This window comes from Saccharopolyspora sp. NPDC000995 (assembly GCF_053599315.1).
The window spans coordinates 1-14,732 of the sequence record NZ_JBSFLZ010000079.1; the positions used below are offsets into that span (position 1 = coordinate 1).

The 14,732-nt window shown below is 69.4% G+C and carries 10 protein-coding genes and 1 other RNA gene; all 11 read left to right on the forward strand.

Annotated elements, in window-relative coordinates; translation table 11 throughout:
• The first annotated feature begins 90 nt into the window (after positions 1 to 90).
• The 11 genes from rnpB (at position 91) to ACWDKQ_RS23370 (ending at position 14,661) form a co-directional block, all read left to right on the forward strand.
• Positions 91 to 486: RNase P RNA component class A (gene rnpB / locus ACWDKQ_RS23320), an RNA gene on the forward strand.
• 682 nt (positions 487 to 1,168) lie between these two features.
• Entirely contained in the window at positions 1,169 to 3,397 is a 2,229-nt protein-coding gene (locus ACWDKQ_RS23325; protein WP_450140873.1) for a hypothetical protein, read from the forward strand.
• A 526-nt stretch (positions 3,398 to 3,923) separates the two neighbouring features.
• Complete coding sequence (locus tag ACWDKQ_RS23330) at positions 3,924 to 4,217, forward strand: hypothetical protein (protein WP_450140874.1); 294 nt, start codon at positions 3,924 to 3,926, stop codon at positions 4,215 to 4,217.
• A gap of 6 nt (positions 4,218 to 4,223) precedes the next feature.
• Positions 4,224 to 4,730, forward strand: coding sequence for a hypothetical protein (locus tag ACWDKQ_RS23335; protein WP_450140875.1), 507 nt, complete (start codon positions 4,224 to 4,226; stop codon positions 4,728 to 4,730).
• Positions 4,705 to 8,775 carry an ATP-binding protein gene (locus ACWDKQ_RS23340; protein WP_450140876.1) on the forward strand — a complete coding sequence of 1,357 codons (4,071 nt, stop codon included), beginning with the start codon at positions 4,705 to 4,707 and terminating at the stop codon, positions 8,773 to 8,775. Before ACWDKQ_RS23335 ends, ACWDKQ_RS23340 begins: the two co-directional genes overlap by 26 nt.
• A 113-nt stretch (positions 8,776 to 8,888) precedes the next feature.
• Positions 8,889 to 10,727, forward strand: coding sequence for a hypothetical protein (locus tag ACWDKQ_RS23345; protein ID WP_450140877.1), 1,839 nt, complete (start codon positions 8,889 to 8,891; stop codon positions 10,725 to 10,727).
• Positions 10,728 to 10,745: 18 nt separating this feature from the next.
• A complete protein-coding gene (locus ACWDKQ_RS23350; protein ID WP_450140878.1) occupies positions 10,746 to 11,324 on the forward strand; it encodes a hypothetical protein in 579 nt (192 codons plus the stop codon).
• Between the two features lies 1 nt (position 11,325).
• Positions 11,326 to 12,432, forward strand: coding sequence for a C40 family peptidase (locus ACWDKQ_RS23355; RefSeq protein WP_450140879.1), 1,107 nt, complete (start codon positions 11,326 to 11,328; stop codon positions 12,430 to 12,432).
• Positions 12,433 to 12,475: 43 nt separating this feature from the next.
• Positions 12,476 to 12,937, forward strand: coding sequence for a hypothetical protein (locus ACWDKQ_RS23360; RefSeq protein WP_450140880.1), 462 nt, complete (start codon positions 12,476 to 12,478; stop codon positions 12,935 to 12,937).
• Positions 12,938 to 13,007: 70 nt separating this feature from the next.
• A complete protein-coding gene (locus ACWDKQ_RS23365) occupies positions 13,008 to 13,193 on the forward strand; it encodes a hypothetical protein (RefSeq protein ID WP_450140881.1) in 186 nt (61 codons plus the stop codon).
• A 4-nt stretch (positions 13,194 to 13,197) separates the two neighbouring features.
• Positions 13,198 to 14,661 (forward strand): RNB domain-containing ribonuclease, encoded by a 1,464-nt coding sequence (locus ACWDKQ_RS23370; RefSeq protein WP_450140882.1) that lies wholly within the window; start codon positions 13,198 to 13,200, stop codon positions 14,659 to 14,661.
• The last annotated feature ends 71 nt before the right edge of the window (positions 14,662 to 14,732 follow it).

A 14,732-nucleotide genomic window follows, 5' to 3' on the forward strand; every position in this document is an offset into this window, starting at 1 on the left:
TGGCGATTTCGCGAAATCGCCATCCCGCTCCTGCTCGGGTGACCACCCGGGCCGCGGGAGGCGTGCACGGACTAGAATCGGATCAGCGGATGAGTCGGCTGGGTGACTGCGGCGGGAGCGATCTCGTCGAGGAAAGTCCGGACTCCAAAGAGCAGGGTGGTTGCCAACGGCAACCCGGGGCGACCCGCGGGACAGTGCCACAGAAAACAGACCGCCCGGCGAACTTTCGCCGGGTAAGGGTGAAACGGTGGTGTAAGAGACCACCAGCACCCTGGGTGACCGGGGTGGCTAGGTAAACCCCACCCGGAGCAAGGCCAAGAGGACGCCGTCCAGGCGTCTGCGCGGACGTTTGAGGGTTGCTCGCCCGAGGTCCGCGGGTAGGCCGCACGAGCCTGTCGGCGACGGCAGGCCCAGATGGATGGTCACCGACCGGGAAGGCCGCAAGGCCCCCGAGAACAGAATCCGGCTTACAGGCCGACTCATCCGCCCTTCTTGCTTGCAGGCTCGTTTCGCGGACGCCGCCTGGTCTGCGGGCTCTCCGCCTGGTTAGGACGTGGCTTCCGGGCTGTCCTCGCCTGGGGACGTCTGAGAACCCCGCAGCGGTGTGAGCTGCTTAGGTGGCCGAGCGGCTTCGCCGCTAGCGGCGATTCGAGCAGCGCGTCGCTCTGCTCGTCGTGGTGGCCGCTGCACGGGCCAGATGAGCGGCTGGCGCTGCTGAGGTGGTCTTGAGCGGGCGTTGCTTTGCTTGTCGCTTTGGTCGTTGCCTGAGTGGTTTCGTCGGCCTGAACGTGCCGACCGCCCGTGCGGGTACGTGATTGCGCCGATTGGCGACAGCCGGTTGCGTCCGGGTAGGGGACTCGCGGGTCGGGCTTCGTCGGGGCGCTCGTGCGGTGTTGGTCGTGGTGGTCTGATGATCGACCCGGAGATCGTTTGGTGCGCCGGACGGGCTAATCTCTTCGCGCGCACGGTGGGCGTTTTGCGAGGTTTCCCAGCGTGTGTGTTCAGTTGCGGAGGGTGACGTCGTTGGGTTCTTGAGGTCGGGGCGATCGGCGCCGGGAAGGCATCGGTTTCTCAGGAGCTCGCAACGCCGCGCGATCTTCGCCGCCGCCGGTCGGCAACTTTCTTCTTCCCGCGCGTTGAAACGCGCTGATCCACCTTCGGAGCCAGAATGACGAGATTCGTGGCGCCCAGCGCCGACGAACACGACGAGATACCCGCCGAGACCCCGGGCGAGCGGACCGCCGCGGCGCCGGTCGCGGGCGGTTGGCGATCTGCCGGACGTCCCTTCCAGGATGCCGCCGCGTGGTCGATCGGCGGGTTGTCGTTCCTCGTCAGCGCGTTGTTCCTGGTCGTGAACCTGGCCTACAACCAGTGGAACTTCATACCCCCGGTCGACGACGCCTACATCCACCTGCAGTACGCGCGCCAGATCGGTACCGGTCATTTCCTGCAGTACAACACCGGTGATCCGATCAGCACCGGCGCGAGCAGCCTCCTCTACGTCCTGATCCTCGGCGGCGCCTACGCGCTGGGCGTCCAGGGCGCGGCCTTCCTGCCCTTCGCGATGACCTTCGGCGCGCTGTGCCTGGCGTTGACCGCCGCAGGCACCTACCGGCTCGGCACCCGGCTCGTCGGCCGACACGTCGGCATCTTCGCTGGGCTGCTCGTCGCGCTCAGCGGCCCGCTGGCCTGGGGCGCCACCAGCGGCATGGAGATCGCGTTCGTCGCCTTCCTGCTCGTCTCGCTGCTGCTGGTGTTCACCACCGAGCGCGCGCAGAGCCGGTTCGTCTGGACCCCGCTGGTCGCGGTGGCGGCCGCGCTGACCCGGACCGAAGCACTTCTGTTCGCCGGGATGCTCGGCCTGGCGATGATCTGGCACGTGATCGCGCACGCTCGCGGCACCCGCGCGGCCGGGCCGCGCGTGATCGGCCGGATCCTCTGGATAGGCCTGCCGGTGTACGCCGCCGGAGCCCAGTACCTGTACTACTGGTCCGCGACCGGTTCGGCGGAGCAGAACGGCGTGCTGGCCAAGTCGCTGCTGCACATGCCGGCGGTGTACCCGCTGGAAGTCGCGGACAAGGTGCTCAGCAATTTCCGCATCTTCCTGGATGCTTTCACTGGACTGTCCACTCAGGACTACGTCTTCCCCGGCGCGCTGCTGCTCGCGGTGACGGGCGTGATCGGACTGTTCCGGCGGTTCCCGCAATGGCGCGGCCTGGCGCTGGCCGCCGGGGTCGGGGTCGTGCTGGTGCTGGCCTCGGTGTCGACGCTGGAGTACTCCGACATCCACCACATGCGCTACGTGCAGCCGCTGATGCCGATCCTGCTGCTGTTCGGCGTCATCGGGATCCACTCGGTGGCGCAGCTGTTCGCCGGCGGTGCGCGGCGGTCCGTGCTGGTCGGCGGGGTCGTGGTGGCCTTGCTGTTCACCGTCTCCCAATTGCCGGCGTGGAGCCTGCGGCAGGCGCAGCAGGCCGCCGGGATCCGGGACCAGCAGGTGACCATCAGCCACTGGATCAAGGGGCACCTGCCGCGCGGGGCGAGCGTCGCGGTCAACGACGTCGGCGCGATCGCCTACTTCTCGGACCGCTACGTGGTCGACCTGATCGGGCTGGCCACCACCGGGTTCGCCACCCCGAACCTGCACGGTGCCGGCAGCCTCTACGAGGAACTGCGGCACCTTCCGCAGCAGCGGCGACCGGACTACTTCGCCATCTTCGACTCGTGGAGCGTGCACGGCCTCGGTGCGGGCGGCCTGTTCGGCCGCGAGCTGATCACCTTCGAGTTGAAGTCGCCGACCTTCTCGCACACCACGATCGGCGGGTTGTCGGCCTGCCAGGCGGCGCGGACCTGCGACAAGGTGACCATCTACCAGGCCGACTGGACCGCGCTGGATTCCGGCGACGAGCCGTTTCAGGCGCCGAGCGGGCAGATCCGCGACCGCCTCAACGTCGCCGACTTGCGCGACGAGGAACGGCACGACTACCAGGTGATCCCGGTGCACCAGGGCTTCCAGCCGGATACCCACGTGAAGACGGTCACCGGACCCGACGGCGGCGACGTGGTCGACAGCGGCCGGCACGTCGTCGGCGGCGAGAGCTTCACCTTCCACGACCTGATCCCGCACCAGCCGCTTACGATCATGGCGCGCATCGACGCGACCGAGCCGGAGGCCGTCGAGCAGACCGGTTCCCGGGTTGTCCAGGTCGAGGTGAACGGGGAAGTCGCGGGCATCTGGCAGTTCGACGCCGATCCGCGCGGCTGGGTGGAGACCACCTTCGAGATCGCGGCCGAGCTGGTCACCGATTCGACCCTGACCATCGAACTGGGCCCGTTGCAGGAATTCCTCGGCCCCTATCCGGATTACCAGTCCTACGCGTACTGGGCCAGCCAGTGACTGCTCCAGTTCGGCTTTCCGGGCCTCCGCCGCAACCGCGGATCGTCCACTGTGCACCGGGCAGGTCTCCGTCGGGGGACGGCCCTGCCCGCCGGTCGCTGTACCCGAACCGCTACCCTGAGTTGGCGCGCCAAGATCACCTTGTTCCGATCCGGCCTCGCGATTTCACATTCGCGTGATCTGGTCGGGTGCATCATGACGCGATGTGCGGAAATCCACTGGCTCACCGGAAACGTGCACGGTGTGTTACGAAGGGGCTCGCAAGCGGGTGAACAGCCACACTGATCCAGACCAGAACCGCCCTGGTGAGCGCCTTTTTCCCGGTGGTGCGCCGAAAGCGGCTTGCCCGAACGGCCTATTCCCGGCGTGAAGGCGACAGCTCCGCGCAATCGATTCCGCCACACCGGAACTCGCAACCACTACTTCTGGTGACCATGTCATGTTCTACTCGTACCTGCGTGCCGGGGCCGGCCCGGAACGCTGAGGTACCGACCCGACGACACTCCGCGCAATCAGGGGTAAAGAGATGACCGCCATGCCGCTGGAAACACTGGCGCAACTGGACGTACTGGCGCAGCAGACAAAGGTGGGCACGGGAGGCATTCAGGGCTGGATCCTCGAAAACCTGCTGCCGCTGCTGCTGCTCACCGTCGCGATTCTGCTGCTGTGGCTGGGCGGCGGCAAGGGTGACAACGCGGGCGTCATGCGCCGCGTCGGCGGGGTGATCGTCGCGCTCGCGATCATCGGTCTTGCCGTCAACGGGGCGGGCGTCAACATCGGCACGTTCATCGCTGGCCTGTTCAGCACCAGCGGCGGGTGATCCGGCGTGCGAATACGGACCGACGACGAGATCTACCGGGTCGACGCGGTCTGGCTCGGCCCCCCCAATGCGACCTTCCCGTGGCGGGCCCGCTACGTCGCCTGGGGCGTGGGGCTCGTGGTGTTCCTTGTCGTGCTCGCGGTGGAGCGCCGGATGAACATCGGTTTCGGCTTCTTCTCCACCGGATGGGCCGTGGTCATCACGGTCGTCGTCACCCGGATCATTTGCTCCCGGATCGGGCACGAACGCCCGCTGGGTGCGGTGCTGGTGATGTGGCTCCGCGAGCTCACCGCGCCCCGCGAGAAGACGTCCGGCTCGGGCGGCGCCGCCAGCGCGGCGCGGATCAGGGTGAAGGCGCAGCGGCCTCGGCCCAGGAAGAAGTCAAAGCGGGTTCGCCCGCAGCAGCCGCAGCGGCCCGCCCGGTCCATGCAGCCGGCGGCCCGAGGCACGGTTCCCAGCAGGCGCACGCGTAGCAAGGAGGTTCGCGGTGTTCGGTCGCCGGCGAGGCCGTGAGCGCAACACGCACCAGGTTCCGGGTCCCCGCGGTTCGAACGGCAAGGTCCGCAGCGCCAGCGGCAAGCAGAGCAAACGCGGCCGCGGACCCGGCGACGACCAGTCCATCCCGAACTACACGCCGTCCATCGCCGTGCGGTCGATCGATGGCCACGTGCTGCGCACCGGCCAGGACGTGTTCGCCTGGTATCGGCTTTCGCCGCAGCGCTGGTCCTTCCGCTCCGATTCGCAGCGCCAGGACCTGATCGCCGCGATCGCCGGCCAGTACGCCGAGTTGCAGGGCCGCTGGATGCACCTGCGCGTGACGAACCGGCCCTACCCGATCCGGATGTGGGCCGAGGCGCACGTGCACAACGCGCGCAACCCCATGCCGGACGCGCCCGGTGCGCTGTCCTTCGACGACTACATGGTCGGCGAGCAGCAGCAGTTGATGGGCCGCTCCATGGCGGAGAAAGAGGTCTACCTGGGCGTCCAGGTACAGACCCGCAACGTGGTGGACCGCGCCGTTGAACGCGCCGCGCCGCTGCTGCGCCGGGTGTTCCCGGAAGCGGTGGACGCCGAACTTGTCGCACTTGACAGCGAGATCGAGCACCTGGACCAGGTGATCGGCTCGGCCGGGCTGGACGGGCGTCCGGTGACCGCCGAGGAGATCTCCTGGCTGATGCACCGTTCGTGCTCGCTGGGCCTGCCAGCGCCGCGCAACCTGCCCGCGGTGCCCGGCGCTCCGTGGGAACCGGAGGACCTCGCGTCCTTCACCGACGCCTCCGACATGCACCAGGACCCGTACGCGCCGACCGTGACGGTGCGCGGCCGCACCGGCTCGAACGCGGGCGTCACCCGGCACCTCGCGGTGCTCACCGTCGGGCAGACCCACGGCCTGCAGATCCCAGAGATCGACGACCCTTGGGTGCAGCACTCCGACCGGCTGCCCGCGCCCGTCGAGTGGTCCGCGCGGATCTACGTGCGGCGCCCCGAAGAAGTCGGCGGCGAACTGCAGCGGCAGATGAACAAGGTGCGCTCCCAGGTGCGGCACTACACCGAGGAGCACGGCCTGGAGCCGCCGACCTCGCTGGCCCGGCAGGCGGGCCGGGTGCTGGAGGTCGACGACGAGATGACCTCCGGCTTCACCGCGCTGGCCACCCGGGTCAAGTCCTGGTGGCGGCTGGCGGTTTCCGGCCCCACCGAGCGGGACGCGCTGCGGCTGGCGCAGCAGATCCTCGACCTGTACAAGCCGAAGATCGCCATCGAGCACCCGGAAGCGCAGTACGCGATGGCCCGCGAATTCATCCCCGGCGAGCCGCTGGCCAGCAGCGCCTACCTGCGTCGCGGCTCGGTGGTCTGGGCGGCTTCCGCGGTGCCGCAGGCGACCGCGGAGGTCGGTGACCGGCGCGGCGTCCTGCTCGGCGAGACCTGCACCGCGACCCGCCGCCCGGTGGCCTGGGACCCGTGGATGGCGCAGGAGATCCGCGACGCCTCTGGCCTGACCGCAATAGTCGCCGGGCTGGGCGGGGGCAAGGCGCTAGCCCTGGACACCCCGCTGCCCACGCCGACTGGCTGGACCACGATGGGTGAGGTCAAGGTCGGCGACCAACTGCTGGGAATGGATGGCCGGCCGACTCGTGTGATCGCGGCAACCGACGTTTTGCTCGATCGTCCGTGTTATGACGTGGTGTTCTCGGATGGGTCCGTAATCCGCGCCGACGCGCAGCATCAATGGCTGACTCGGACCAGGAAGGACTGGAAGGCCCAGAACCGTCTAGCGGAACGACTCCGCCGGGCCGCTGCCACGATGCCGAGCCCGCAACCGCCTCCGGGTAGCTGCGCCTGCGGCTGTGGCCAGCCGACGAAGGTGTGGACTTACCGGCGTACCCCTGACGCCCGAAGCGACGGCACGGTCTACTACTCGCGTTTCGTTCGCGGGCATCAGCGCCGTGGTGAGATCTCGCTGGAGGTCAATCAGCGCCCCACGATCCATACGACCGCAGAGATCGCTGCGACGCTAAGTTCAGGCAGGCAGCGAAACCACGCGGTTCCGGTCGCAGCGGCGTTCGACCTGCCGGAAGCCGACTTGCCCGTCGAGCCGTACCTTCTTGGGGCGTGGCTCGGCGACGGAACCTCCCGCCAAGCGGCCATCACGGTCTTCGATCGTGAGATCATCGACGAGATCGAGGCTGCTGGCCAGGAGTACCGGTATCGTCGGTCGCAACGGGATTACAGCTTGCCTGGTGCGGTGCAGCAGAATTTGCGGCGGATGGGGCTGCTGGGCAACAAGCACATCCCGGTCGGCTACCTACGAGCGTCCGAAGAGCAGCGTCGCGCGTTGCTCGCCGGTCTGCTCGATACGGATGGGTACTGCAAGCCGTCGGGCGGCATCGAGTTCTCCGTGACGAACCAGCGACTGGCTCGGGATGTTCACGAGTTGGTGCTGGGACTGGGATATCAGGCTCGGTTGCGCAGGAAGCAGGTAAAGGGGCGGCATCCGCACACCCCGACCGCCTACATCATCTCGTTCACCACCTCGGACAAGGTGTTCCGGCTTTCGCGGAAGCTGGCGCGGCTCAATCCGAGCATTCGGGACACGTATCGCTATCGCTACATCGCCGATGTAGTGCCGGTGGAATCTGTTCCGGTGCGTTGTGTCCAGGTGGATAACGCGGACCACATGTATCTGGCCGGGGAGACGTGCATCCCCACGCACAACTCCTTCCTCGGCGGCGGCACCGTCTACAAGACGCTGCGCTCCGGGGCGCACTGGACGCTGCTGGACCCGTCCGGTCCGCTGGCCGCGCTGTGCGAGCTGCCCGAACTGCGGCCCTATGCCCGGCCGATCAACCTGCTCAACGCCCAGCCCGGCATCCTCAACCCATACCGGGTGGTCGCCGAGCCGGAACTGGAGCACTTCGTCGACGAGGAAGACCCGGAGCGCAGCTGGCGCCGCGAGCGCGCGCTGGCCGCGGCCACCCGCCGCCGCCTGGTGCTTGATGTGCTGACCGGTCTGCTGCCGTACGAGGTGGCGCGGCTGCCGCAGACCCGGATCGTGCTGCTGCGCGCGGTCCGCGCCGTCGGCGGTCGGCCGGACGCCCACCCGGGCATGGTCTTCGAGGCGCTGCGCCGCGACGCGAGCGAACACCACGAGCACGCCGTGGTGGTGGCCGACTTCCTCGACGAGATCCGGGAGCGGATGTCGCTGCTGATCCCCGAGGTCAACGCCGACCCGTACTCCGAGCGCCGCGAGGACCGGCTCACAGTGTTGACCATGGCGGGCTTGACGCTGCCGAAGGACGGCGTCGGCCGGGAGCACTGGACCGACGCGGAGGCACTTGGCGTCGAGATGCTCAACTTGGCCGCCTGGCTGACGCAGCGGTCGATCTACGAGCGGCCCAAGAACGAGCGCAAGGGCGTGTGGATCGACGAGGCGTTCTTCCTCTCCGAGGTGCCGACCGGCCGGGTGCTGATGAACCGGTTTGCCCGCGACTCCCGGAAGTGGAACGTCCGAGTCCTGCTGTCCAGCCAGATCCCGGCGGACTTCCTGCGCATCCAGGGCTTCGTTTCCCTGCTGGACTCGGTGTTCATCGGGCGGCTGGACGACGAGCAGGCGCAGGCCGACGCGCTGCGGCTGCTCAAGGTGCCCGTCGGTGCCGGGTACGAGCAGGTGGTGGCGGCGCTGGGCCGCCGCCCCGGCCCGGCCCGCAACGCCACCGAGCGGGACCGTGCGCCACGCCAGTTCATCTTCGGCGACGGGGCCGGCGGGGTGGAGAAGATCCGCATCGACTTCTCTGGCCCGCACCTGGACCACGTGCGCGACGCGCTGGACACCACACCGACCGCCGACGATCACGTCGAACGCCGGGCCCTGCAGCCGGTCGACAACGGCGCGAACTCCGATTCCAGCGTCCCGGCGCTACGCTCCGCCGAGAAGTACGCGGACGACTTCGAATCGTTCGACGAATTCGAGCTCGAAACGGTCGGCATCGGCTACACCGATGACGACAGCGAGCGCTCGACCGGTCGGCCGGGCGAGCGGGGTGGGGAAGACGCGCGGTGAGCGGCGCAGTTCTGGTGACCGTGCTCGCCGCGGTGATCGTCATGGTCCTGCGGATTCGGGGGCGACGTGAGGCCCGAACACAATTTCAATGGAAATCGGACCTTCGATTTCCATTGAAATTGCGCGCCGCACCCAAGCGCCGTGCGTTCGCGCTCGTAGCCGGGCTGATCGCGATCCAGGCGCTGATCGGCGCCCCGGCCTGGGGTCAGGGCTTCGACTGCAAGGAAGCGCCTAACCCTGAGCGACCGGGCTCGGGCATGGTCGGAGCGCTGGATCCCGCGCCGATGGGCGTTGGGAACCCGGGCAGCGCCTACGACGAGGTCGGCTACGCAGGGCTGGTCTGGCACACCTACGACCTCGGCTGCGGCCCGCAGGGCGTGACCAATCCGAACGCAATGGTCGACACGTGGCTCGGCAACGAGATGTTCAACATCGCCAAGAACCTCGTCGGCGCCACCAACGGCCTGCACTACGCGCTGCTCAACGGCGACCTGATGGACCCGCTGGACGATGTCATCGCCACCGGCACCGTCGCGCTCTACGACAGCGTGTTCACCCCGTGGTTCGGCCTGGTCGCGCTGGTGCTGGCGATAGTGCTGTTCCGCTACATCTGGCAGGGCGACCTGGCCACGATCGGAAAGCGGGGCATGTGGGCGCTGGCGGGACTCTGGTTCGCCTCCGCGACCTACCTGACGCCGCTGGTCTACACGCACGCACTGGACGACGTGGTGATCACCGGGACATCGGCTGTGCAGGCGGGTTTCCTGCGGGAGGTCGGCGTCGACGAGGCCAACGCGCTGCCGACGTTGCTGCACGACCAGGTCATCTACCGTAACTGGCTGCGCGGCGAGTTCGGCTCGCCCGACTCCCCGCAGGCCCAGCAGCTCGGCCGGGATCTGCTGCGCGCGCAGGCGTGGACGAAGCAGGAGGTCAACGACGGGGCCGACGGCGGTTCACCGGAGCAGAAAAAGCAGGCTTTCGAGGACGTCGCCGGCAAGATGGGCAGTTCCTACGGCTACTTCCAGGGTGTCGACGGCAGCCGCGTCGGCGGCGGGGTGCTGGCGCTAGTGCAGGGCCTGTCCTACGCGGCGTTCCAGCTGCTGGCGAAGGCGACGATCCTGCTCGCCCAAGTGCTGCTGCGGGTGCTGATCCTGGCAGGACCGCTGATCGGGCTCGTTGCGCTGCTCTACCACCAGGTGCTGCGCGTCATCGGCCGGGTGGCCGGGGCAGCAGTGCTCAACGTGGTCATGATCTCGGCGTTGGCCGGGCTGCACACCCTGATCCTGACCTGGATCTTCGACCCGCTGCGCGGATTCTCGGCGCTGACCCAGATCCTGCTCGCCGCGCTGGTGACGGTGGTGTTCCTAATGGTCGCCAAGCCGGTTCGGCGGATCGGTCAGATGGTTCAGCTGTCGGTGGGCACCGTCAGCCGCGCCATGCCGCGCGCCCCGCAGGGCCTGTTCGCCAAGTTCCGTGGACGCGGGCGGTCGGAAGAAGAGGGCGGCAACTTCTGGGACCAGTTGCGCGACGTGGATTCCGACGACGAGTACGCGACGCCGCAGCGCGGTCGCCGGCGGAGCCGGCCGGAGGCGCAGCACATGTCGGTCGCGGCGACCGCCCAGCGGTTGGACCGAGACGCACCGGCGGCAGTGGCGGCGGGCGCGGGAACCGCGTTGCCCGCCGGAGGCGCGCCGCGCCGACCGGGCGGAGCGGCGGCGCTGCCGGAGGCGCGTACCACGAGCCGAGTGGTCGATACCAACCCGGTGGCGGATGCCAAATGGGATGGAATGGACGAAGATCCGGTGCTGATCCCGTCGCGCACGGCCGGTACCCCCATCCCCGGACCGCCGGAACAACCGGCACCGCGCCGAGCGGAGATGGAGGTCGTGGCCGGTCGCCCGGTCTACGTGGTCTACCGGCCTTCCCGAGGGCTGGAGGTAGCCGATGGCTGAGCGGAAGAGGGTGAGCTGATGCCGATCCGGACGCATCGCGGGCGGGCCGCGGTGTACCGCAGGCTGTGGGGCTGGCCGTTGCGCTCGCCGAAGCACCTGGCGACTGCGGTGATCGCGCTCGCCGTGGTGGCGACTGCCGTCGGTTTCCTGCTGCCCGAGCCGCCGCCGAGGGAGAACATGGCCGCCCCCCGCACCTCGGTGCCCCAGCACTCGGCGGTGGTGCCGCCGCTGACCCGGACGAAGTTGCCGCCGACGATCTCGGTGCCGCAGGCCGCCCCGACGCCGGTCGCCCCCGACCCGGCCGGGCTGGCCGTCGTCGAACAGTGGGGCAAGGCGTGGGTGGACCACCCGGTCGGCGCCGACCGCCAGCAATGGCTGGACAAGCTGCGCCCTTACACGACGGACGAGTTCCTCACCGAGATGGCGTCGGTGGACCCGAGCAACGCGGGCAACGTGATCACCGGCGCGACCACCGCGGTCAGCTCCACCGCGGGCTCGATGGTGGTGCGGTTGCCGACCGACATCGGCGCGCTCTCGGTGACCGTGAACAAGACCCCGGCCGGTTGGCGAGTCGCCCAGTACGACAAGGAAGACTGACATGCGGAAACTCGTGGTTGCGTTCGTCGTGCTCGCGGGTTTCGCAGGTCTGATCGGCGTCGGCGCGGTGACCGCTGTGCTGGTCGGCAGCGGTGGGCGCGGCGCGGGTTGGTCCAACTGCAGCGCAGACCTGGGGCCGTGGGGCGATGGCGCGGGCCGCGGCGAGCGGGACGCCGCGACGCTGTCCGACGAATCGGTCGCCATCTCCAAGCGCATCATCGAGATCGGCAAGCAGCGCGGCCTGCCGCCGCGGGCCTGGCAGATCGCGATCCAGGCGGGCAAGACCGAGTCGAACCTGGTCAACGTGTTCCACGGCGACCGGGACTCGCTGGGCATCTTTCAGATGCGGCCGTCCATGGGATGGGGGTCGGTCCAGCAGGTCACCGACGTGGACTACGCGATCAACAAGTTCTACGACGTGCTGCTCGCGGTGCCTCGCTGGGAGGAGATGCGGCCGGGCGACGCCGCCCAGCGGGTGGAGCGGTCGGCGTTCCCGCTGCGCTACCACAAGTGGGAGCCGATGGCCGCGCACCTGGTAAGCGTGGAGGGCAACGTCGAGGGCATCAGCGCCTGCCAGGACCTGCCCAGCGCTGGCGTGCTGGCCAGCCAGGCGATCCAGTACGCCCAGACCCAGCTCGGCAAGCCGTACGTGTGGGGCGCGGCGGGGCCGAACGCCTTCGACTGCTCGGGCTTGACGCAGCAGTCCTGGAAAGCGGCCGGGGTGGAGATCCCGAAGTACTCGCAGGCCCAGTATTTCCAGGGTGGCGTGCACGTCCCATTGGCTCAGGCGCAGCCCGGTGACCTCGTGTTCTGGGGTTACGGTCGGGATCCGAACGGAATCCACCACGTGGCGCTGTACCTGGGCGACAACGAGGTCCTGCACGCGCCGCAGCCCGGCGAGTCCGTCGAGGTGACGAAGTTGTGGGACGGCGGCCAGTTGCTGCCCACGGCGGTCCGCCCGGCCGCCGATCCGGCGCCGTCGAGCGGGGCCGGACCCTCGACGAGCGAGCCCGCCCCGCATGCTGGGACCGCGCCGCGCGAGCCCGGTGCGCCCGCCGACACGCCGTCGCCGGGCGCGCCCGCTCCCGCCGCTGGAGGTGCGCGGTAGGTAAGAATGGCGGCGGTCTGCTGACTTTCGGAAAGGGTTGATCATGTTCACGCCGGACCCGATTCCGCGGCCATCTCGTCCGCCTGCATCGAGCACGCCGCTCGGGGACTACCTGACCCGGCAGCCCCTGCCCGGGGTGGATGGCGGGTACGCGGTGCTGCCGCGATCGCTGGCCGAGGCCATGCCGCTGCCGTGGCAGCAGCAGATGAGCAACCTGCTGGCGGAGTTCCACCAGGCCTTCGGGCACCTGCAGTGGCCCGTGTACCGGGTGGTGCCGTCCCGCTACGAGCGCCTGGTGGACCTCGACGACGACCAACTCGCCGAGGTCGGATGCACTGTGGAAGTCGGAGACAACGGCGATCTGGAGTACCGGATGCGGGATGGTCGCCGCATCGACAACCCGGAGAACCACCAGGTGCTGGTGTCCTGCTTGGACCCGATCCCGCGGCAGGACCCCGGCGGCCAGCAGCCGATGTCGGCCGCGCCGCCCCCACCGGCTTGGTGAGGTTGGGACATACCGGTCGTGTCGCGGCCCGGAGCGTGACAGGTGCGCGCTGTCGTGCGAGGCTCGAGGCATGGGCGACGGAAGTTGGTACTTCTGTTTGAAGCATCGGCACGTGGAGCCGAAGGCCGGTTGCCGGGCTGCTGAGCGGCTGGGGCCGTACCCGGATCGGGAGACCGCGGCTCGCGCGCTGGAGATAGCCGAGGAGCGGACCAAAGCGGCCGATGACGGCGACCGGCGCTGGAACCGCGAGGACTGAGCTCGTGGCGGCGGCGGGGATCTCATCGGGTGGCACCGGAGTTGCCGCTGCCTTACCGGCCGGTCGGATTCGGCCGGAACTGGGTTTGGACTTCTCGGCTATCCGCGCCGAGCTGGGGCTGCCCGTCGACTACCCGACCGCCGCGCTCGCCGAGGTGGAGCAGACCGTCGCGCAGCCGGCGCCGACCGGGGCGCGGGTGGACGCCACCGACCTGCCGCTGGTGACGGTCGACCCGCCCGGCTCCAAGGACCTCGACCAAGCGGTGCTGGTCCGCCGTCGGCGCAGCGGCTTCCGCATCCACTACGCGATCGCCGATGTCGCCGCTTTCGTGCTGCCCGGTGGCGCGCTGGACGTCGAGGCGCGGCGGCGCGGGCAGACCCTCTACCTGCCGGACGGCAATGTCCCGCTGCACCCGACGCGGTTGTCCGAAGACGCCGCGAGCCTGTTGCCGGACCAGGTGCGCGCGGCCGTGCTGTGGACGATCGATCTGGATTCCGACGGGCTGCCGGTGCGCGTTGATGTCCGGCGGGCGCTGGTGCGGTCGGTCGCGCAGCTGGACTACGACGGAGTGCAGGGTTCCCTTCGTCTCGGCGACCCGCATCCGTCGATCGCGCTGCTTCCCGAAGTCGGGCGGCTGCGCCGGGAGCAGGCGGTGCTTCGCGGCGCGATAGAACTCGGCTTGCCTGAGCAGCAGGTGGAATCCGACGGTGCGGGCGGCTGGCGGCTGGTGCTGCGGCCGCGCCTCGTGGTCGAGGAGTGGAACGCGGAGATCTCCCTGCTCACTGGCATGTGCGCGGCGGAGATGATGCTGTCGGCCGGGATCGGTGTGCTCCGTACGGTGCCCGATCCGGAGCCGGAAACGGTCGCCGGGCTGCGCCGTTCGGCGACCAGGCTCGGCGTGCACTGGCCGGTGGACACCCCACCCGCGGCCGCGCTCGCGAGGCTCAACCCGATCAAGCCGGAGGCGCTGGCCGTGCACGTGGCGGCGACCAGCCTGCTGCGCGGCGCGGGCTACACGGCCTTCGGCGACGGGGCGCCTGCGAAGGCCAACCATGCGGGCATCGGAGCCTCGTACGCGCACGTAACGGCCCCGCTGCGCCGGTTGGTCGACCGCTACAGCGCCGAGGTGTGCCTGGCGGTGGCATCGGAGCGGGAAGTACCGGAATGGGTGCGGGCGGCGTTGGCGGAGCTGCCGTCGGCGATGGGTAGCTCCGACCGGATGGCCGGGCAGGTGGAGCGCGCCTGCATCGCCCAGGCGCAGGCCTGGTCGCTGGCGTCGCGGATCGGTGAGGAGTTCGCCGCGACGGTGCTGCGCGTGCCCAACGGTTCGGCGGGCGAGGTGTTCGTGGCCGATCCGCCGGTTATCGCGCGGTGCACCGGTACCGGGCTCGGCGAGGGCCAGCAGGTCACGGTGCGGCTCGTCGAGGCCGACCCGGCGCGCCGCGACGTCGCGTTCGAAGTGGCTTGACGCACACCCCATGGCGCATTCGTGTCTCCGGGTCGATTGTGGATCCCGCATGGTCGGCGGAGACGAAAGGG